This is a genomic window from Aquimarina algiphila (assembly GCF_947494415.1).
Lineage (GTDB): Bacteria > Bacteroidota > Bacteroidia > Flavobacteriales > Flavobacteriaceae > Aquimarina > Aquimarina algiphila.
This window is the reverse complement of the sequence record NZ_CANLVC010000016.1, coordinates 1-22,044: the sequence shown is the minus strand read 5'-3', so window position 1 is coordinate 22,044 and position 22,044 is coordinate 1. Positions and strand designations below refer to the sequence as shown.

The 22,044-nt window shown below is 31.7% G+C and carries 18 protein-coding genes; 8 read left to right on the top strand and 10 right to left on the bottom strand.

The features are described from left to right. Positions 1-261 precede the first annotated feature (261 nt). The 3 genes from PQF96_RS27845 (at position 262) to PQF96_RS27835 (ending at position 6,211) form a co-directional block, all read left to right on the top strand. On the top strand, positions 262-1,887 hold the full coding sequence (locus PQF96_RS27845; protein ID WP_271770276.1) for an ABC-F family ATP-binding cassette domain-containing protein: 1,626 nt from the start codon (positions 262-264) through the stop codon (positions 1,885-1,887). Between the two features lie 352 nt (positions 1,888-2,239). Continuing rightward, positions 2,240-2,671, top strand: a complete 432-nt coding sequence (locus tag PQF96_RS27840) for a hypothetical protein (protein ID WP_271770274.1) — start codon at positions 2,240-2,242, stop codon at positions 2,669-2,671. 3 nt (positions 2,672-2,674) lie between these two features. Next, on the top strand, positions 2,675-6,211 hold the full coding sequence (locus PQF96_RS27835; RefSeq protein ID WP_271770272.1) for a T9SS type A sorting domain-containing protein: 3,537 nt from the start codon (positions 2,675-2,677) through the stop codon (positions 6,209-6,211). A 93-nt stretch (positions 6,212-6,304) separates the two neighbouring features. On the opposite strand, the gene PQF96_RS27830 is transcribed toward PQF96_RS27835, so the two are convergent. Continuing rightward, positions 6,305-6,904: a TetR/AcrR family transcriptional regulator gene (locus PQF96_RS27830; RefSeq protein ID WP_271770270.1), complete on the bottom strand. Its 600-nt coding sequence runs from the start codon at positions 6,902-6,904 to the stop codon at positions 6,305-6,307. A gap of 181 nt (positions 6,905-7,085) precedes the next feature. Here PQF96_RS27830 and PQF96_RS27825 point away from each other — a divergent pair, with 181 nt between their 5' ends. The 3 genes from PQF96_RS27825 (at position 7,086) to PQF96_RS27815 (ending at position 10,663) form a co-directional block, all read left to right on the top strand. Beyond that, positions 7,086-8,648, top strand: coding sequence for a GMC oxidoreductase (locus tag PQF96_RS27825; RefSeq protein ID WP_271770268.1), 1,563 nt, complete (start codon positions 7,086-7,088; stop codon positions 8,646-8,648). A gap of 237 nt (positions 8,649-8,885) precedes the next feature. Beyond that, positions 8,886-9,980: a helix-turn-helix domain-containing protein gene (locus PQF96_RS27820; RefSeq protein ID WP_271770266.1), complete on the top strand. Its 1,095-nt coding sequence runs from the start codon at positions 8,886-8,888 to the stop codon at positions 9,978-9,980. Positions 9,981-10,138: 158 nt separating this feature from the next. Next, a complete protein-coding gene (locus tag PQF96_RS27815; protein ID WP_271770264.1) occupies positions 10,139-10,663 on the top strand; it encodes a hypothetical protein in 525 nt (174 codons plus the stop codon). A gap of 266 nt (positions 10,664-10,929) precedes the next feature. Here the strand turns inward: PQF96_RS27815 and PQF96_RS27810 are convergent, their stop codons facing one another. The 9 genes from PQF96_RS27810 to PQF96_RS27770 all read right to left on the bottom strand — a co-directional run bounded on the left by PQF96_RS27810 (position 10,930) and on the right by PQF96_RS27770 (position 19,162). After that, a complete protein-coding gene (locus tag PQF96_RS27810) occupies positions 10,930-11,130 on the bottom strand; it encodes a hypothetical protein (RefSeq protein ID WP_109435432.1) in 201 nt (66 codons plus the stop codon). 5 nt (positions 11,131-11,135) lie between these two features. Further along, positions 11,136-11,363, bottom strand: a complete 228-nt coding sequence (locus PQF96_RS27805; protein WP_109435431.1) for a putative signal transducing protein — start codon at positions 11,361-11,363, stop codon at positions 11,136-11,138. A gap of 12 nt (positions 11,364-11,375) precedes the next feature. Further along, positions 11,376-12,113, bottom strand: coding sequence for a hypothetical protein (locus PQF96_RS27800; RefSeq protein WP_235010925.1), 738 nt, complete (start codon positions 12,111-12,113; stop codon positions 11,376-11,378). A gap of 160 nt (positions 12,114-12,273) precedes the next feature. Further along, complete coding sequence (locus tag PQF96_RS27795; RefSeq protein WP_271770262.1) at positions 12,274-13,260, bottom strand: helix-turn-helix domain-containing protein; 987 nt, start codon at positions 13,258-13,260, stop codon at positions 12,274-12,276. 459 nt (positions 13,261-13,719) lie between these two features. Continuing rightward, positions 13,720-14,565 carry an N-acetylmuramoyl-L-alanine amidase-like domain-containing protein gene (locus PQF96_RS27790; protein WP_271770260.1) on the bottom strand — a complete coding sequence of 282 codons (846 nt, stop codon included), beginning with the start codon at positions 14,563-14,565 and terminating at the stop codon, positions 13,720-13,722. Between the two features lie 186 nt (positions 14,566-14,751). Continuing rightward, on the bottom strand, positions 14,752-15,867 hold the full coding sequence (gene leuB, locus PQF96_RS27785) for a 3-isopropylmalate dehydrogenase (RefSeq protein WP_109435428.1): 1,116 nt from the start codon (positions 15,865-15,867) through the stop codon (positions 14,752-14,754). 68 nt (positions 15,868-15,935) lie between these two features. Continuing rightward, on the bottom strand, positions 15,936-16,523 hold the full coding sequence (leuD, locus tag PQF96_RS27780; RefSeq protein WP_271770257.1) for a 3-isopropylmalate dehydratase small subunit: 588 nt from the start codon (positions 16,521-16,523) through the stop codon (positions 15,936-15,938). Between the two features lie 2 nt (positions 16,524-16,525). Next, positions 16,526-17,908, bottom strand: a complete 1,383-nt coding sequence (gene leuC / locus PQF96_RS27775; RefSeq protein WP_109435426.1) for a 3-isopropylmalate dehydratase large subunit — start codon at positions 17,906-17,908, stop codon at positions 16,526-16,528. An 81-nt stretch (positions 17,909-17,989) separates the two neighbouring features. Further along, positions 17,990-19,162, bottom strand: coding sequence for a 2-isopropylmalate synthase (locus PQF96_RS27770; RefSeq protein ID WP_271770255.1), 1,173 nt, complete (start codon positions 19,160-19,162; stop codon positions 17,990-17,992). A 213-nt stretch (positions 19,163-19,375) separates the two neighbouring features. On the opposite strand from PQF96_RS27770, the gene PQF96_RS27765 reads away from it, so the two are divergent. Both PQF96_RS27765 and PQF96_RS27760 read left to right on the top strand, forming a co-directional pair. Further along, positions 19,376-20,920, top strand: a complete 1,545-nt coding sequence (locus tag PQF96_RS27765) for a hypothetical protein (protein WP_109435424.1) — start codon at positions 19,376-19,378, stop codon at positions 20,918-20,920. A gap of 78 nt (positions 20,921-20,998) precedes the next feature. Then, the gene (locus tag PQF96_RS27760; RefSeq protein ID WP_271770253.1) at positions 20,999-21,859 is read left to right on the top strand and encodes a DMT family transporter; all 861 of its coding nucleotides are present in this window, start codon (positions 20,999-21,001) and stop codon (positions 21,857-21,859) included. Positions 21,860-22,044 lie beyond the last annotated feature (185 nt).

The window sequence follows — 22,044 nt, the reverse complement described above, 5'->3', positions numbered from 1 at the left end:
GTACTATAAAATTAACTGACTATTCGCTCAAAAATAAAAGGAAACTCCTTTTACCGTTGTTAATTATACGTTAATTCTATATCTGTTAAGGAATTAAGGGAATCTATTGTTTTTTACTTCATTTTTTTTGTTCAATGATTATGCTTCGAATTCTTTATAAACAGAAGGAAAGTATAATAAATTAATGATAGATTGTTTCAGGTTCTGAATCCATTTTTCTACTTTTGCGGCGAATTATAATTTTTTCAATTTTTCATAATTATGCTATCAGTTTCTAATCTTTCGGTTCAATTTGGTAAACGAGTACTCTTTGATGAAGTAAATACAGCTTTTACCCAGGGGAATTGCTATGGTATTATTGGTGCTAATGGTGCTGGTAAATCAACATTTCTCAAAATTCTTTCTGGAGTTATGGAACCTACATCTGGTCATGTACATTTGGAACCAGGAAAGAGGATGTCTGTTTTGGAACAGAATCATTATGCATATGATGAATATACAGTATTAGAAACTGTAATTATGGGAAATAAGCAACTGTATAAGATAAAGAAAGAGATCGATGCTTTGTATGCTGATTATACTGATGAAAATGCAGAGAAAATAGGAGAGCTTCAAGTACAGTTTGAAGAAATGAATGGTTGGAATGCCGATAGTGACGCAGCAGCAATGCTTTCTAATTTAGGTATCAAAGAAGATTTACATTACACGCAAATGTCAGATCTTGATACAAAACAAAGGGTTAGAGTACTGCTTTCTCAATGTTTGTTTGGTAATCCAGATGTATTAATTATGGATGAGCCTACAAATGATCTTGATTACGAAACAATATCATGGTTAGAAAGTTTTCTTGCAAATTATGACAATACTGTAATTGTGGTGTCTCACGACCGTCACTTTCTTGATGCCGTATGCACCCATATTTCTGACATCGATTTTAGTAAGATTAATCATTATAGTGGTAACTATACATTTTGGTATGAATCGTCTCAATTAGCAGCAAGACAAAGAGCACAACAAAACAAAAAAGCAGAAGAAAAGAAAAAAGAATTACAGGAGTTTATTGCACGATTTAGTGCCAATGTAGCGAAGTCAAAACAAGCTACCTCTCGTAAAAAAATGATCGAAAAACTTAATATTGAGGATATCAGACCATCCAGTCGACGTTATCCTGCAATAATTTTTGAAAGAGATAGAGAAGCTGGAGATCAAATTTTAAATGTAGAAGGGTTATCCGCTTCTGTGGATGGAGAAACATTGTTTAGTGGTATTGATGTTAATCTTAATAAAGGTGATAAAGTCGTTGTTTTTTCAAAAGATTCTAGAGCGACTTCTGCATTTTATCAGATATTAAATGATAAACAGAAAGCAGATACGGGTAAATTTGCGTGGGGAATTACTACGACTCAATCTTATTTGCCAGCAGATAATAGTGAGTATTTTCAGAACGATTTGACTCTGGTAGATTGGTTACGTCAGTGGGCAACTACAGAAGAAGAAAGAGAAGAAGTTTTTATTAGAGGTTTTCTGGGGAAAATGATTTTTAGCGGAGAAGAAGCACTTAAAAAATCAAATGTTTTATCGGGAGGAGAAAAAGTTCGTTGCATGTTGTCTAAAATGATGATGACAAGGGCCAATGTATTGATGTTGGATGAACCAACAAACCATCTTGATCTGGAATCTATTACAGCTTTTAATAATTCTCTAACAAAATTTAAAGGTACAATCCTTTTTACTACGCATGATCATGAATTTGCACAAACTGTAGGTAATCGTGTGATTGAATTAACTCCGAATGGTGTTATTGATCGTTATGCTACTTTTGATGAATATATGAGTGATCCAAAAATTAAAGACCTTCGGGAAAAGATGTATGCAGTGAATGTTTAACTTGATGCTATTTCGTTCTAGATAGGATATTGTTTGCCTCATCAAAAATATAAGTGCTAAATAATTGATCTTATATTATCCCATTTTTATTTCTTTTGTAAGGTTTAAAAAGCACTAATAATTTACTCTATTTTTATCAACTACTTAATTCTTTATTTTTTTAGAATAAAGAATTAAGTAGTTGATTTTTAAAAAAATAAAAACTACTTTAGCAACATGTATTAGATTATATTTTGTTGCCGTGTCAACATTTATATATTCTCTCAACATTTCTTCCCCAAAAAAATAGAGAGAAGTTACTAATTTAACTAATGGCTAATACAATTTTAGAAGTAATTTATAAAATACAATAATGCTATTGAGAAAAACTACAATTCTCTTTTTTCTTGGTTTGACGATATTTTCTTTTGCACAATGCAAAACTTTTGAAAATAAGGCTCTTATACAGCAAGATAAACAATCACCTCACCCTATTACAAAAATGGGAAACGACACTATAGTTTCAAAATTGAATGGAGACAAATCTATGGAGCTCCAAATTAAAAAAATTATAAAGCCGGGTGATCCTGCATTTCATTTTGAGTACATTGTATACAATACGGGAACTAAAAATATAGTAAAAGAAGGATATTTTAGAGGAACCAATGTAGAATGGAACGATAATACTTCTTTGAAGCTTATTCCATATATAGGTATGGAACAAAAGCCGGCATCTGACAATCCTGAAGATGCACTTCTATCAAACACTCAGACAAAAATAACAATCATTAAATTAAATAACTAACTCATGAAACACAAATTCAACTTAAAGAAACTACTCATTTTTGTTTTTTTGTTAGCGGTATTTTCTGCTTGCAATACGAATAAAGAACAAAAGATTACAGAGATAAAAACTCTCGAAACTAGTAAAAAGCACAAAACAAAAAAAGATTACAGTAAAAAGAAAGGTATTGAGGAAATTGCTAAGCATATTTCTGATTTATTGAAGCCAATCGGAGCAGAAAAATCGACTTATGAAGATGGTTTTATGATGACGGAGCATCAAAAAGCTATGAAAAATAAAAATAGATTTGCTGCAAAAAGCTCAAGTATAATTAATTTTAAAGAACGTGGACCTGTAAATGTACCTGGTAGAATACGTGGTATACAAGTAGCGCCGGATAATGAGGATAAATGGTATGTTGGTACTGTTGGTGGTGGACTTTGGTTAACAGAGGATGCTGGAGTTACATGGCGAAACTTAACCGATTATAAGGTGCCTAGTTTATCTACTTCTACTGTAGTTATAAGTGATAATAATCCAAACACGATTTATGTAGGAACTGGAGAACCATTTGGTAATTTAGATGCTATTGGTGGTATAGGAGTTCTTAAGAGTACTAATGCCGGAGATAGCTGGGAGTTTTTGCAAAACACAAAAGAATTTGGAGGAATTGGTAGATTAGTAATAAATCCTGCCGATGAGAATAACCTTGTAGTAGCTAGTGATAATGGTATTTTTGTTACTTCAGATGGTGGGACAACATGGCAAAATACTTATACAGAAGGGAATGTTCAGGACCTTGATTACGATCCTTCAAGTTTTAATACACTATATGGAGGTGTAAACGGTATTGGTGTTATAAAAAGTACAGATGGTGGATTAACTTGGGATTTGGTTTTAAACAAGGATGATTTTAATGAGAACCATGCAAGATTCGAACTAGATGTGTCTCCAGTAAATACAAATAAAGTATTTGTTTCGGTATATACACCAGGAGGTAATGCTACTACCGCTGTAAACACAGATTTTTATGTAACAAGTGATGCAGGTGTAAACTTTAAATTAATTGGTTTTGAAGGGACTCCAGCAGAAGGAAATTTGATTACAGGACAAGGATGGTATGACAATATTATTAGAGCTCATCCTTTTAATGAAAATGTTTTTTATGCAGGTGGAGTTGTAATGCATAGAGTTGAAATTAACAAAGCAACTATTAAAAATGGAACAACGGCAAAAAACAAACCAGTTCCAGACGGTCCTTTAAACTATACTTTTCAACCTATCGCTGCGGGATATAATAATGAACTTAATGATTACGTTCATGTAGATCAGCATAATATTACTTGGATAACCAAAGGCGTAGAAAAGAAATTTAAATTAATTCTTGCTAATGATGGAGGAATATATCATACAGATTATTTATTAGACCCAGGAACAACCCTTAATGATTGGTCTACTGCGGCTACAGGATTAAACTGTACTCAGTTTTATGGGGCTGATAAGCGTAATGGAGTTGAAGACTATATTGCAGGTGCACAAGATAATGGTACATGGATATCACTAACAGGCGATAGTGCAAATGATGATACAGCGTATACATTTATTATCGGTGGTGATGGATTTGAGGTATTATGGAATTATGAAGATTCAAATAAATTTATCGGAGGTTCACAATATAATGGATTTGTACGTTATGTAAATGGTCAAGGGTTTAATGGGAGGCATGGAGAATCTGGTCGAGGAACTTCTCCTTTTTATTCTAAAATAACAAATGCTAACAATAATCCTAATGTACTTTTCAGTCCTGGGATTAGTGGTGTATGGAGATCAACTAATTTTGCAGAATCTTGGGAGCTTACTGCTATTCCGAATAATTTTTCAGTAGGAGCCTCTAGTGCATTGGATGTTTCTGTATCAACTGCAAACCCGGATGTTGTATGGGCAGGAAATGCAATGACAGAATCTGGTAGCTATGTGATTCATGTATCTAAAGATAATGGTGTTTCTTATGAACCTACTGCTTTATTCTCTGATCCTAGAGATGGTATAAATCACAATTATTTTATCTCAGGAGTTGAAACTTCATCAACGGATGAGAATAGAGCCTATGTTTTGTTTTCTGGACAAGGAGCTGCTAAAATTTTAAAAACTGAAGATTTAGGTCAGACCTGGGAAGATATTTCTGGTTTTTCTATAGCAGAAGATAGAGGATTTCCCGATGTCGCAATTCATAGTTTGGTAGAAATGCCTTTTGATGAAAATAGATTATGGGTTGGAACCGATATAGGGGTTTTTCAAACGCTTGATGGTGGTCAAAATTGGTCATTGTTAGCTGGATTACCTGCATTTTCTGTTTGGCAAATGAAAATCGTAAACAATGAAGTAGTAATGGCTACTCATGGTAGAGGGGTTTGGACCGCCGCATTGGTTGAATTAGAAGGATATGAACCTCCAGCATATTTTGCGCCACCAACAATTGTAAGTGCGGTTCAAGAGTCAGTAGAAAATCAAAATGTAGTGGTTTCTTATGTTCAAGAGAACGAGGATGCTGAAAAAATTGTAGTGTATGTAGATGGAGAAGAAACGGCAGAAATAACAGATAATGTTGCTCAAGGAACTACATTTACTTATACTATAGAAAGTTTGGAAGAAGGAAACCATAGCTTAGGATTACAAGCAATAGATGCTTCTGGTACAGCATCAGTTTTGTCTTCTGTTTCATTTGATGTTATTGATTTTACAGAGCCACAAGAATTGGTTTCTATCAAGACTTTTGAAGCATCAGATGTATATACTTTTGGTGATGAATTTGTTATCAACACGGTTGATGAAACAGTAAGTCAGGCGGTGCTTAATAACTCTGGACATCCTTATTTGATTAATAAAGAATATCGTACTGTTTTGAAACATCCAATCACACTTACTGCAGATAATGGAGATTTTACTTATGAAGATGTTGCGATTACAGAATTTGATCCTACACCAGGTAGATTCTATGACTATGTGACAATAGAAGCTTCTAGTGATCTTAATAATTGGGTAACTTTAGATGCTTATGATGGTGAGAAATTTCCCGAATGGACCGATGTTGTTAATTCAGGTCCTACACCTTCTATAAATGATGATTTATTTAAAGAACAATCTATTAATCTATTAGATTTTTTCAATGCAGGAGATGTGATTGCTATACGTTTTAGATTAATTTCGGACCCTGGAGTAACCTCTTTTGGTTGGGCTATACGATCTATCAATGCTGAAAAAGAAGTGGCTCCGGAAGAAGAAATAGTAGAGGAGGAAGTTCTTAGAAATACACAAGATCCGATTCTTTATCCAACAATTTCTAACGGGCAGGTGAGAATATCCTCTGGAGGTACAGTTCTTAATAGTGTTATAGAGGTATATGGATTAAGTGGAAGACTTGTATATTCAAAAGCGTTAGGAACACTAAATAACTCGGAACAATCATTATCTCTTGAGAACCTTAATTCAGGGATGTATTTGGTTAAAATTTCTGGATCAGGTGGTTTTAGAACAAAAACATCTAGAATTATCATTAACTAACTAGATCATTATTAGTAATATAGATGTAAAAACCTACAAACTAAGAGTTTGTAGGTTTTTTATTTTTATTTAGGATAAAATAACCATAAAAAATCATTTCATTAGACCTTCAAATTTTAAGAACATATAATCCTTAATAATAGATTCTAGCGTTTTTTGAGTTTTATTAAAGAAAGTATCATCCATAATTAGCTGCATGATAAAATATTCATCAAGCTTAATAAGTAGTTCTGGTGATATAGGTTTAAATAGACCACCTTCGATTCCAGAAATATAAAATTGTTTTAAATCTTCCAATAATCCGAATAAAAAATCTTCAATGATTTTCCATGCCGTGGGATAATGTAACTCTAATTGTCTCAAATAAAAAGAAGAAATATCTTTAGCGCCTTCGGTAAGTATACGAGCAAGTGTTTCATAATTATAATTCAATTGTAAAACTTCCATTGCGATCTCATCCTTATACGTATTTAAGTTATCAATTCTAGTTTGGGTAATATATTCAAAAATCTCTTCCTTAGTTGTAAAATATTGATATATAGTAGATTTACTTTTTTTCATTAACAAAGCAAGGTCGTCCATAGTAAGATTTCCCAAGTTTGTGGTTTTTAACTTGGGTAAAATAGCCAATGTCCATTGTTCTACCTTCTTACTTTTCTCTTTACGATTTCTAAGTATAGATTTTCGTCCCATATGTTGACAATTTGCTAAAACCGAACTATATTTGAGTAAATAGTATGATTCTTGATTTGTATTGTTCAAAATTAATCATTTACCATATGAACTATTGGACTGTTTTGAAAAAAATAGAAAAAATTATTTATGTAAAAGAGGTAATAACATTTTGCCATACCAAAAAGAATATAATATTGAAATGATGAGAATAGAAGAAGAATATGATTATGTGGTGGTCGGAAGTGGTTTTGGTGGCTCTGTTAGTGCTTTACGACTATCAGAAAAAGGATATAAAGTTTTGGTAATTGAAAAAGGAAAATGGTATGAAGCTAAAGACTTTCCAAAAACAAATTGGAACTTAAGAAAATGGCTTTGGTTGCCTTTTCTAAAATGGTTTGGAATCATGAAAATGTCATTTTTCAAGCATGTGGTTGTTATTTCGGGAACTGGCGTGGGAGGAGGGTCCTTAGTATATGCAAATACATTACCAATACCAAAAAAAGATTTTTTCATATCAGGCAGTTGGAAAAATCTTACAGATTGGCAATCTGAGTTAGCGCCATTTTATCAGATAGCATCTAAAATGTTGGGAGCACAAAAAAACCCAAAACTTTTTGATGGAGATAAAGCTCTGGAAGAATTGGCATCTGCGATGCATATAAAAGATAAATTCGAATCTACCAAGGTTGCTGTTTTTTTTGGGGAGCCTAATGTTACTGTATCAGACCCTTATTTTGGTGGAAAAGGACCTGACCGCACCGGATGTAACTATTGTGGTGGATGTATGACAGGGTGTAGAGTAGGGGCTAAAAATACGCTGGATAAGAATTATTTATATCTGGCCCAACAAAAGGGAGCTCAAATTTTGGCAGAAAATGAAGTCTTTGATGTTGTTCAGTCAAAAGAAGGGTATGAAATAAAATATAAGTCATCAACTCGATTTTTTAAGACTAAAAAAACAATAAAAGCCAAAGGAGTCATTTTTTCAGGAGGAGTTCTAGGTACGATTAAATTGTTATTGAAGTTAAAGGAAAAATCATTACCTAAAATTTCAGATCGACTAGGGTATGACATCAGAACGAATAATGAGAGCTTGATTAGTGTCACTAACCTTGATAAGAAAAAGGATATGTCTAAAGGTGTGGCCATTGGATCTATTCTTAAAACAGATCAAAATAGCCATTTGGAAATTGTAAGATATACCAAAGGATCTGGTTTTTGGAGGCTATCTCATCTACCATTAACTCATGGTAAAAATACTATTGTTCGAGTTGTAAAGATGATTACAAGCTTTGTCAAACACCCTTTGACCTATATAAAACTGTATACAACTAGGGATTGGGGGAAAAGCACAGCTATTTTACTTTTTATGCAAACATTAGATAGTACGTTGAAGTTTCGTCGTAATATATTTGGGATAATGAATACTAGAATTTCGGAAGGGAAGAAACCATCTGCATTTATTCCTCAATCATTGGGTTTAGCAAAACAATATGCATCTTTAATACATGGAAAAGAAACTGTTTTTGGTTTAGAGCCCTTAGCGGGAATTCCCTCTACAGCTCATATTTTGGGAGGAGCCGTGATGGGATCAAATGCATCCGAAGGTGTTATTGATAAGAATAACAAAGTTTTTGGATATGAAAATATGTACATCTGTGATGGATCTATGATATCTGCTAACCCAGGAGTGAACCCTTCTTTATCCATTACTGCAATTACAGAACGTGCAATGAGTATGATCCCTGAGAAGAAGCATTAGTGAGGGTATAGTATTACGACATAAAATGTAAAAGGAAATTCCAGAATTATTTTCTCCTTTAATCTATGTCAAAAAATTAGCAAATCAGCTTATATTTAGTCTAAAACAAAACCACTCTTGTAATATCTCAGAATATTTATAGTTATTAGTGTGATGTATTTATAGGAGTATGGAACATTCGTACTCAAGTAATTTATACTTCTTATTGAATTTTAATATCATTAATTTCTTCAAAGATTGAATATAACACTATTAGATTTTGCAATTATTGTCAGTGGAAGTATAGGGTATTTTATAAGTATTGCATTAATAACTTCATCTTTTTATAAGAATCGTGCGAATAAATATCTCTCTCTATCGCTATTCTTACTCACAACTTTGACCTTATTAGATTGGTGTGATTTAGAAAATTACCTTTCCCAATTTTTAAACAATGTTATGCTAGATTTGCTGTTTGGAGTAATTCTATTCACCTATTTTCTAATTCAAATTCAGCATAACTACCTAAAAAAAAAGTGGTATAAATGGCTTTATGCTTTTTTCTTTATCTCGGTAATTATTGAAATTTTAGTTACGTTTTTCCATGCGATTTTTAACTTTTATAATCCAGATTTTGATGGTTGGGTATATTATATTAAGTATTTTGGATCGTTTGTTTACAATACGTTTTTAATTTTTTGGGCGAGGAATTTAATAAAAAGATCTAATACTATTTCTGAAGAGAAAAAACGTTGGTTGCTGAGATTAAACCTTTTTATTATCTGCATTGTTATAAGTTGGATTTTGTCTCATATAGAATCTTATGTATTCGACTCAGAATATACTACAGATTTTCTATGGATATTAATTTCTTTTTTATCGTGGTGGATATTGTATTATGGAGTGTTTAGATTACAAATAGTAGTTCAAAAAGACGAAATACACCAATATTTGGTCTCAAAAAAAACACATAGTAATCAGGCAAAAAAGAAGATAAGCGAGACTACTGTTTCTAAGATTATTAACCAACTATATATAGTAATGGATGAGGAAGAGTTATATAAAAATCCTCTTTTAAGTCGATTAGATTTAGCAACTCGATTAGGAACTAGTGAAGGATATTTATCACAGATTCTAAATCAGGAAACCAATAAAAGTGTTATTCAGTTTGTAAATGAATACAGAATTGAAGCGGCTAAAAACTTATTGCTTGATCCGGTATTTAATAAATATTCTATCCAAGCCGTTGGTATGGAAGCTGGTTTTAAATCTAAGAGTACTTTCTATAACGCGTTTAATACCAGTTTAGGAATGTCTCCGGGAGCCTATAGAAAGCTTCAAAAAAAGTCCTGATTTGTGTAATTCGGTTATTTCAGGACTTCTTCAATGCCAAAATTACTTTTTTATTTTTTTGAACAGTATACTTTTACTTCAGTAGATCAAAAAACATAAATAACTCACAAGACTCAACTTAATCTTAATTAGTAACAAATTTCAAATTAATATTTAGTATGAAAAAAGTAATTTTTGTTTCATTGTTGGTAAGTAGTTTTTATTTTGGATTTTCACAAAATATACAACAAGAAGCATCAGTAGAAAAATCTGTTTTTGGAATTCAAATCGGAGTTCTAGGCGCGTGGGTTCACAATGAATTAAGATTATCCAATCAAGTTGCTTTACGAAGTGAAATAGGCTTAGGAGGTGTTAGTTTTGATCATATTGAACCTATGATAGCATTAGAACCTCGATGGTATTACAATCTAAACAAGCGTGTTGATAAGGGTAGAAGAATAGATGGTAATAGTGGAAATTATATCTCGTTTCGAGCCAGTTATCGTTTCTTTGATATTTCAGAAGCTGAAAACGATAATCAAGACTATCTATTACTTACTCCCACTTGGGGAATCAGAAGAAATATTGGAAAACATTTTAATTATGAAGCTGGACTTGGTATAGGACTTGCATTTCGCAATGAAAATGGAAAAGAAATAGGTTATACATCTGTTTTTAATCTCAAAATCGGATATCGTTTTTAATTTCTTACAACAAAGATTGAGTTTAAAAATAAATACAAATAGATTATGGTTTTCTTCAGTTCTAATATCACCAGACATTCCCTGTTTTACTTTTTACAGAAAATTAAAATTATGATAGTATATAGAATCAAAAAAAGAAATCCCTTTTATAATAAACTCAATGACCTAAGTGTGCATAGCCTAAGCTTCTAAAGGTATTCATTTAGAATCAATGAGATGGGTATTGGGGATATTGATTATTGAAACAAACAATAATGGCCGTTAGATTAATTTTTTGGAGGAGTTTGAAAATGCCGATAAATCATATATCCTCCATACCCAATAAATAGTATGGTGATTATAGATTTAAAGCTCCACTCGGCTTCAGATTGCAACCTATTGTATAATCGTAAACCACCAAATACAACAAGTGCAATGCCAATCATTAAATCCCAGGCTTTACGCGGAGATTGATTTTTGTTTTCCATATAATCTAGGATAAGCTTTTTTCAATGATAGGAATAGCATCCTCCATATCGTTCTTCTTTACAAAAAGTTGAATATGATCAGGGACTCCTCCTCCAAAACCAGCTATCATACCCGATTTCATATCATCTCTTGTTATCGAATTAATCCCCCTATCCTGTAGTAAAGTTTGTAAAAACTGAACGTTTATCAAACTTCCTGTATATACTCTTTCGTATTCACTTTCTGGAAACATATTTTGGATGTATTATGCATTAAAATATTTACTATTCCAGATGGAAGTATTAAAGTTTTTACCAAGAGCAAATCCATAGAATAAAACTACAGCTGCAACAGATTTAAACATAAAGAAAAATATCATTACCAATTGGGTAGTATCATTATGTTTACTAAATAGACCATCAGGAACCATAAAAGTAAGCAAAACACTTATTATAAAAGTAAGAAATAGTAAATTCTCAAAACTTTTAAAAAACCACATTATATTTTTGCGAAGTGGATGTAGATCATTTCCCCATTTATGAATCAAATAAAAATAATCATTACCCATAGGAGCAAAAAGTAATGGGTCATCTGCATTTTCTAATTTAAAAAGTTTTGATGGGGCGATTATTTTGAACCCTTTTAACTCTGTCTGATGCTGTCTTTCAAGATTTTTAATAGCCAGTAAAGCAGATTGAGGCAGTTTTCCTTTAAAATATTTTGAATCTAAAAAACGTAAACGGTAATCAATACATATTTTTTTAATTTGATCGATATGATATATCTTATTCGTTTCTAGTGAATCAAAATCAAAGGTGTTTTTGCCAATATCTACCGAGTTATTTAGATTTTGAAGAATTCGTCCCTGGTTTTCTTCTTCTTTTCTGAAGATTTCATTGACTTGATCTTTCCATGATGAAACATCAAATTTTTTTGCTCTTAGTTTATTAAGTTTTTGTTCAATATTTGTTCTGGGAAGTAGCATTTTCTTTTTCTTTAGCATCACTAAATTAGCGATTTAAGGTAAGTTTTACAAAAATGTATGGACATATTGAATTGGATACTTGGTATTTTAACTATTGTCTAAACCGAAGTAATGATATGTTGTAATACATGCGTTAAAAGTGAAACAAAAAAAGGTTTTTTAAAATGATTGCAAATAATTATTCTTCTAACTTTTTAAATTGATTAGGTGTCAAATTAGAGAATTTTTTAAAAGTTGTATAAAAATTAGATTTGGATTTAAAACCACATTCCAATCCAATAGATTCTATTGTATAGTTATCATATTGTGAATCAATAAGCATTTTTTTAGAAGCTTCTACTCTTAATTCATTAATATAATCATTAAAACTATTCTGAGTATGTGTATTGATCAGTTGCGATAAATATCCGCTACTAATTTGAAATTTTTCAGCAATACTATTAAGACTTATATCGGCTAATAAATATTTTTTTTCTTTTATGATATAATCATTGATTTTAACAAAAGTAGCATGTCCTGTCTTTTTTGATAATTGGGGAGTAGTTAATTTTTCTAATCTTTCGTGAGAAGAAGATCTGTTTATACCCACATATCCTATCCAATAAATCCAAAGAGATAAAGATATAAAGAATGGATAGCCAAAGTATGAATCCTTCATGTCTACTAAGACTCCTATAATCACTGATATCATACCAAGGGATACAATTCCGATTCCTAATCGTATAAGATTTTTTAACCAAGTTGTTTCTTTTTTTATTTTTTCAATCGATTTTTCATGATTATTCTCATACGAAATGACCATTTTATACATCATATAGATAACAATAGGTGTATGAATAAAAGAAAGTAAATTAGTATATAGAAATAGACCTTGTTGGTAATAATTAGAGATTATATAATCGTTATCAAAATATATTTGATAAATAAGCTGAAATGAATGTAATATAGTTATCAAAAAAAAGGGGGCAATAAGAAAAGTCAATAACGATTTGCTTAAAGATTCTTTCTGTAAAAAGCTATGCGCAAAAAGATAAAACATCGGTGCTACCATCCATTGCCAAGGAACATACGCTCTTCTTATAATCGATGTGTCATCAAAGTAATTAACATCGATAAGCATATGTTGAATATTACTAATAGATAGAAATAGTACTGTAAGCCCCAAAAAAATGGTGCTTTTAGATTGATGTTTTTTTATAAAAACAACAATATAACTAAAAATGATTCCTTGGATCGAACCAAAAAGAATGAGAAGTTGAAAAAAATTGAAGTTGATGGTTTCCAAAAAGAGGTTGAGTTATTTGGTTTTTATTGAGTATTTTTTATTCTGTTTGCTTACAAAAGATGTATTTCTTTTTTTAAGAAATGTAGATATAAAAATTTGATGCGATCGTTTTAAAATTTATTTCTAACATTATAATTATCTTATATGAGTTATATTCTATTATATAGTAGCACTAAGTTAAATTTCGTTACTGTTAATAGAATGCATAAATGTAAATATGCCTTATTTAAATCAATATTCGATAATGAGTAATAGTACTTACTAATAAAAAATAATAATACTAAGTGTAGTAAAAACTATACGTTTGAAGATATATTGCTTTATTTTTTTAATAAAGCTTTATTGTACTCGATTGACTATTATCCCCGTATTTTTACGTATTCCTTGTAGATAATCAACTAATGGAAGTTTAGAAATCTCTACTTGCCCTTTTGATGAGGCGTGTAATAGGTGTATTCTTCCATCTTTTTTTCGAATAGCAATTCCGGTATGAGTTACATCAAGTCCTGTTATAGCTGTAGTTAATGCGATAATATCACCAGACTTAATTAAATGTTCATTTTCCTTAATTTTATCTTTTGGAAGAAAGCATAATGTAGATTGACCGATTTGTTTTTCAGATTGTTGTATGCCTTTAAAGTTTTGATCTTCTTTAAGAAAAGGGTAGAGGTCACGATGAGTGCTCATAAAGTTAATGTCTTTTTCCATCTCGATACCACCAATATCTCCACTGATATTTTTTATAATACCTTTCTCTTCATTATTAGTGATCCATTCTGAAAAATAATGTAATCTCGAAGGGTAGCCATTTAATACACCATTTTTGTAACGTATTTTTTCCAGATAGCTCGTAAATGTATCAAAATCACTTTTGTCATTTTTGAGCATTAAACTAAATACCAATACATTCTCGATATATGTAGTGCAGTCTAAACCTTGTAAATTAATTACTAGAGTTTCTTCAATGCCAATTTCTAAAGTCTTAGCTACATAAGGAGTGCCTAAAAATGTTTTGCCAACAAAAATTATAGTTTCACTAAAATTACTTTTTGTAAGATATTCTTTTTTTAGTTCATGTATTCGAGTTGTGAAAATTTCTTTATCCTTCGCAGAACATGTTATTTCTTGAGCTGTTATTGAATTAGCAAGTATAAAAAAAAGAATTATGTAGATTTTTAACTTCATTAAAAGTGTTAAATAAGAGTTGTTTTTTTGGTAAAGTACAAAAAAGGTATGATATCTTTTTCAATTAAAGAGTTTATCAAATAAAGAAATCACTATATATAACTGATTTTTCAGCTTTTTGTTTCAATAAAAAAGCACTCTAAGAATCTCTTTGAGTGCTTTTACAAAATTATGCATAGCGTTTATTTATATAATAGTAGATTGACCTACATGTATATTTTCAAAATTGATATTCGAATCTTCTGGATTAAGAATATAGTCGGCAATAAAATCTCCTACTTTTTCTGTCGTAAGAGGATTACTAGTATTTAGGTCAGGTGTAGTAAGATTCAATTCTAATGCTTTTTCTACAGCATCTCTAATCGCATTAGCTTCTCCCATCAAATTAAAATGCTCTAATAGCATTGCAGCAGATAGAATAGCTGCAATAGGATTAGCAATTCCTTTTCCTGTTGCTTGTGGAAATGATCCATGAATAGGTTCAAACATACAACATGTATCACCAATGGAAGCTGAAGCTAATAGACCAATAGATCCGCCAATAACACTAGCTTCATCAGAAATAATATCACCAAACATATTTTCTGTAAGCACTACATCAAATTGGCTTGGATTTAGTATCATTTGCATTGCAGCATTGTCAACAAATAAAAAATCCAGAGATACATCACTGTATTCTGTTGCAATTTGAGTAACTACTTTTCTCCATAGCCTTGACGATTCTAAAACATTGGCTTTATCTACTAATGTAAGTTTCTTTCTTCTTTTTTGTGCGGCTTTAAATGCCAGATGAGTAATTCTTTCAATTTCTTCCTTAGAATATTCACATAGATCAGACGCTACATTACCATCTTTACTGATTTCTTTTTTTCCGAAATAAATCCCACCTGTTAATTCACGATAGATAGAAATATCTGTTCCTTCGATAATCTCACGTTTAAGAGGAGATTTATCAATTAGAGTGTCATAAGCTTTTACTGGGCGTATGTTGGCATAAAGTCCAAGCTCCTTACGTAACTTTAATAACCCTTGTTCTGGACGAACAGGAGCGCTGGGATCATTGTCATATTTTGGAGCTCCGATAGCACCAAATAGTACAGCATCTGTATTAACACAAAGCTCTAAAGTTTTATCTGGTAAAGGGGTACCCGTTTTGTCAATTGCGATTGCACCAACCAAACCTTCTTTAAATATAAATGAATGGTCAAAGTTATGTGCAACAGCTTCTAGCGCTTTAATGGCCTGTGCGGTTACTTCTGGCCCTATACCGTCTCCTGATAATACTGCGATATCTAGTTTCATCTATTCTTTTGTTTCTAATTTTTATTCTTTTTTTTGATCAAATCTTAGTTTGACAATATTTTATTTTCTTAAGCTTTATAGTTTTCAAATTCTTCGATCTCTGCTTTATTACTAATTAAAAAATCAATGTCATCATACCCATTAATTAAACAGGTTTTTTTATAAGGATTAATTTCGAAATTAGTAGAAGAGTCTGTAGCTAGAATAGTTATTTTTTGATTTTCCAAATCTACTTCGATCTGCGAATCAGGGTTTGATTTAATTTGATCAAAAAGTTCTTTTAAGTATTCTTTATCAACTTGTATGGGGAGAACACCATTATTTAAAGCATTCCCTTTAAAGATATCTGCAAAAAAACTAGAAACAACCACTTTGAACCCATAATCATTAATAGCCCATGCTGCATGTTCCCTACTAGACCCACATCCAAAATTATCACCCGCTACGAGTATACTTCCATTGTAAACAGCATTGTTTAATGCAAAGTCTTCATTTACACTTCCGTCTTTCTTAAAACGCCAATCTCTAAATAAGTTTTCTCCAAATCCATCCCGACTTGTTGCTTTTAAAAAACGAGCAGGAATAATTTGATCAGTATCCACATTTTCTATCGATAATGGTATAGCAGAGGATGTTAGTGTTGTAAACTTATCCATAATTAATTTAGTTGTTTGCTTATATCAATTATTCTTCCTTCTATTGCAGTTGCTGCAGCCACTAAAGGACTTGCCAAAATAGTTCTTGAACCTTGTCCTTGTCGCCCTTCAAAATTTCTGTTTGATGTAGACACACAATATTCTCCTTCAGGGATTTTATCATCATTCATGGCAAGGCAAGCTGAACATCCTGGTTGACGGAGTTGAAAACCAGCTTCTTCAAAAATAGTATTCAATCCTTCTTTAACAATTTGTTGAGCTACTTGCTGAGATCCAGGGACAAACCAAGCGGTAACATTATTTGCTTTTTTCTTTCCTTTAATATAATTAGCTGCCACTCTAAAGTCTTCGATTCTACTATTAGTACAACTTCCTATAAAAACATAATTTATCTTTTGGTTTACTAAAGATTGACCTTTTTCAAAGTTCATGTAGGCCAATGATTTTTCGAATGAAGCATTATTTTCTGAAGGAATATTTTCAGATATTTTAATACCCATTCCTGGATTGGTACCGTATGTAATCATTGGTTCTATATCTTCAGCATCAAAATGATACTCTTTGTCAAAAATAGCACCTTCATCAGTAGGTAATGTTTGCCAATACGCTACTTTTTTATCAAATTCTTTCCCTTGAGGAGCAAATTCTTTTCCTTTAATGTATTCAAAAGTCGTTTCATCAGGAGCTATCATCCCTCCACGGGCTCCCATTTCTATACTCATATTGCAAACGGTCATACGACCTTCCATAGACATATCTTCAAATACATTTCCGGCATATTCGCAAAAGTATCCTGTACCTGCGTTAGTTCCAAGTTTTGCGATTACATACAGGATGACATCTTTTGGCAAAACTCCCGATTTTAGCTTTCCATTTACATTTACACGTAGACTTTTTGGCTTTTGAAGTAATAAACATTGACTAGCAAAAACTTGTGCAACCTGACTTGTTCCGATTCCAAAAGCAATAGTTCCAAAAGCCCCATGAGTAGAGGTATGACTATCCCCACAGACCATGGTCATTCCTGGTTGGGTAATACCTAATTCTGGTGCCATAACATGCACAATACCATTGTACTTATGACCAAGTCCGTATAGCGTAATGTTGTTCTTTTTACAATTTTTTGTAAGCTCTTCTAATTGATTTCTGGAAAGGTCGTCTTTTACCGGTAAGTGTTGATCAACAGTCGGAGTATTGTGATCAGCGGTAGCTACGATTTGATCAGGCCTAAAAACAGGAATTCCACGTTGTTCTAGTTCTCCAAATGCTTGAGGACTGGTAACTTCATGGATTAAGTGTTTGTCAATATATAAAATCTGCGGCCCGTCTTTAATCTCTTTGACGACGTGTGCATCCCAAACTTTATCAAACAAGGTTTTCTTCATATATCTCTAAAAAAATACCTACGATTTTACATACTGATATAAGATCAGTATCGACTCGTAGGTTTATTAATGTATTTTTTCTTATGCTACTACAGCAGCAATTACATTTGTATTTTTCATAATTTGATGAATATCTTCATCAATTACTTCTTTCTTATGATCTGCAAAATTCAAAAACTCTTTGTAGACATCATCTAATTGAAGTTTGGTTAATTCATACCCAACTTTCTTTGCTCTATATGCCAAAGCGGCTCTTCCGCTTCTTGCAGTAAGGACTATAGCTGATTCGGTAACCCCAACTTCAGCAGGATCAATAATTTCATAAGTCTCACGATTTTTAATAACACCATCCTGATGTATTCCAGAACTATGAGCAAAAGCATTTGCACCTACAATAGCTTTATTGGGTTGAACCATCATACCCATATGATCAGATACCATTTGACTAGTTTCATATAATAGCCTAGAGTTAATATCGGTATTCAAATTTAGATATGGATGTTGCTTCATAATCATTACAACTTCTTCAAGAGAAGTATTACCTGCACGTTCTCCAATTCCGTTAATAGTGCATTCTATTTGTCGTGCTCCATTAATTGCTCCAGAAATCGAATTGGCCGTTGCTAATCCTAAGTCATTATGACAATGACAAGAAATAATCACATTATCTATTCCTGTAACATTTTCTTTCAAATATTTAATTTTTGCTCCATATTCTTCTGGAAGACAATACCCGGTAGTATCTGGAATATTAAGTACAGTCGCTCCAGCTTTAATCATGGCTTCACAGACTCGTGCCAGAAACTCATTATCTGTGCGACCTGCGTCCTCGGCATAAAATTCAACATCTTCTACAAAAGATTTGGCATATTTTACAGCGGCAATACCGCGTTCAATAACTTGGTCTTGAGTAGAATTAAATTTGTACTTAATATGAGAATCAGAAGTACCGATACCAGTGTGAATTCTTGGTTTTTTTGCAAACTTAAGTGCTTCTGCAGCTACTTTAATATCATTTTCTACAGCTCTTGTTAGTCCGCAAACCGTTGCGTTTTTAACGATTTTGGCTATCTCATTAACCGAAGCAAAATCTCCAGGACTTGATACAGGGAAACCAGCTTCTATGACATCAACACCCAAGTAATCGAGCTGTTTTGCGATAACTAATTTTTGTTGAGTATTTAGTTTACAACCAGGGACCTGTTCTCCATCTCTTAATGTTGTGTCAAATATTTGGACTTTATTATCGCTCATGAGAATTCTATAAATAATTATAAGTTCAGTGCTTTTAGATAAAAGATTATCTTTTTTTTAAATATTCTTACAAGATGTTTCTTAAATCTCTTACGAATTTATATTTTGGGAATTCAAAAAGGAAGTATTGGGATATACATTTTACAATGCTAAAATGTTTTAATGAAAACTTAACTTTCTTTTAATCAACTAATTACAATATATTTTCTTACAATGACTAATGATCAAAAAGATCCTTTGTTTGTTTTAGTTAAGTCACTTTCTAAATCCGAAAAGCGACAATTTAAAGTGTATGTAGGTAGATTGGGTGTAAATACTGACTCAAAGTTCCTTGCTCTTTTTAACCATTTGGACAAGAGTGATACTTTAAATGAAGAGCTTATTGTAAAAAAAGGAATTGTGACAAAATTGCAAATCTCCAATCTTAAAGCTCATTTATATAAACAAATATTAATAAGCCTTAGGTTAAGCCCTTTACATCAGAATATAAGATCACAAATACGAGAACAGTTTGATTTTGCATCTATTCTGTATCATAAAGGATTGTACAAGCAGAGTTTAAAAATATTAGAAAAAGCAAAAGCTCTTGCAAAAGAGAATGAAGAACATAATATTGCTTATGAAATTGTAGAACTCGAAAAAATTATAGAAACGCAATATATTACAAGAAGTATTAATAATAGAGCAGATGAATTGACAATCGAGGCAAAGATGTTGAGCATGAAAAATGTTTTAACCAGTAAGCTATCGAATTTGTCATTGCAATTGTATGGATTAATGCTAAAAAGTGGATATGTTAGAAATGATAAGGAGCATAGCATAATTACGAACTATTTTAATAGTAAGCTTCCAAAGTATGAATGGAATATGCTAGGTTTTAGGGAGAAATTATGGTTGTATAAAGCCCATTTGTGGTATAGTTTTATAGTTCAGGATTTCTTATCGTGCTATAAATATTCAAAAAAATGGATAGATCTATTTTATGAACACCCAAAAATGATCGTTCAAAATCCGGTTTTTTTCTTAAGAGGAAATCATTATTTGTTAGAATCCTTATACTTGATAAAGGATAAAGCTCAGTTAAAATCAACATTATCAAAGTTAGAAAACACCATAGCAGATGAAACATTTCCAAAAGATGATAATATTGATGTATTGTCGTTCCAATTTATTTATAATAATAAACTCAATGTACACTTTTTAGAAGGTAGTTTTGAAGAAGGGGAACATTTGGTGGATGATATTCTTAAAGGGATCGAAGAATTTAAGAGTCGTTTGGATGATCATCACATTATGGTTTTCTACTATAAAATAGGTTGCCTGTATTTTGGTATGGCTAATCATAAAAAATGCATCGAATACCTGGCGAAGATTATCAATAACAAATCTCTAAAGATGAGAGAAGACTTAATGTGTTTTTCTAGAGTACTTAGTTTGGTTGCACATTATGAAGCTGGTATGGATTATCATTTAGAAACTCAATTAAAAGAAACCTACAGGTTTTTAATTAAAATGGATGACTTACATGAGGTGCAAAAGGAAATGATTAAATTTTTGAAAAATCTGGGTGATATTTTTCCTCATCAAATAAAGGATGAATTTAGAAAACTACATAAAACACTAAAAGAATACGAAAATCATCCTTATGAAAAAAGGGCTTTTTTGTATTTAGATATTCTTTCTTGGTTAGAGAGTAATATTGAAGGAAGACCAGTGGCAGATATTATTAAAGAAAAAGCAGAAGGACTTGTAAGGTAGATGAGAAGCTATATTATATACAGAACAGGGTGTACTTAAAGAATTTAAAGCTAATTTTACACTTTTAAGATAAACAATTTGCCAAAAAATAACCAACACCTAAGAAACGTATTAGAACTAAATCTGGCGATGCTTCTAATCAGCACCTCGGGTGCTTTAGGAAGATATATTGATATGCCAGTACCTGTAATTATTGGGTTTAGAGCATTATTTGCAGGAGTCCTGCTTTTTATCTTTTGCCGTTGGAAAGGTATTTCTTTTAAGATAGGAAGTAAAGATCAACCTACTATTCTTTTAAGTGGTATATTGATGGGGTTACATTGGATCACTTATTTCTATGCCTTGAAATTATCTAATGTAGCAATCGGAATGCTATCTATCTTTACTTATCCAGTGATTACTGCATTGTTAGAACCTGTTTTATTAAAGACAAAATTTCAAAAAGTACACTTGCTTCTAGCATTATTGGTCTTGGTCGGTATTTATTTTTTAGTACCCGGTTTAGATTTTAGTAATTCATACACAAAAGCAGTGGGACTCGGAATCTTATCAGCTATATGTTATTCATTACGGAATCTGATTATGAAAACCAAGGTTGCTAATTATAATGGTTCTGCGTTAATGTGGTATCAATTAGTTATTGTAAGTATTTTTCTCTTACCTTTTCTTTTATTTATGGATAGTTCGGGAATAAAGGATCAATGGATGCCAACCCTCACTTTAGCCTTGTTGACTACAGCTATAGGGCATACATTATTTTTAGGAAGTTTTAAACGTTTTTCAATTACAACTGCTAGTATTATAAGTAGCGTGCAACCAGTCTATGGTATTATTATTGGAATGATTTTTTTGAAAGAAATTCCCGTGTTCTCCACAATAATAGGAGGTGTTTTGATTCTAACTTCTGTAATTATAGAAAGTATAAGAACATACAAATAATTAGTATTTATGCAGGACATGATTTTGAAATTAGAAGATTTGGTATATAAAACAAGTAAAACTATACTTGAATTTGGCGAAGATGTAGTTAGTTATAAAATATCAGAGATAAAATGGTCTAAAAAAGAAATCTTAGGACATCTAATCGACTCTGCAATACATAATTTACAACGATTTACAGAAGT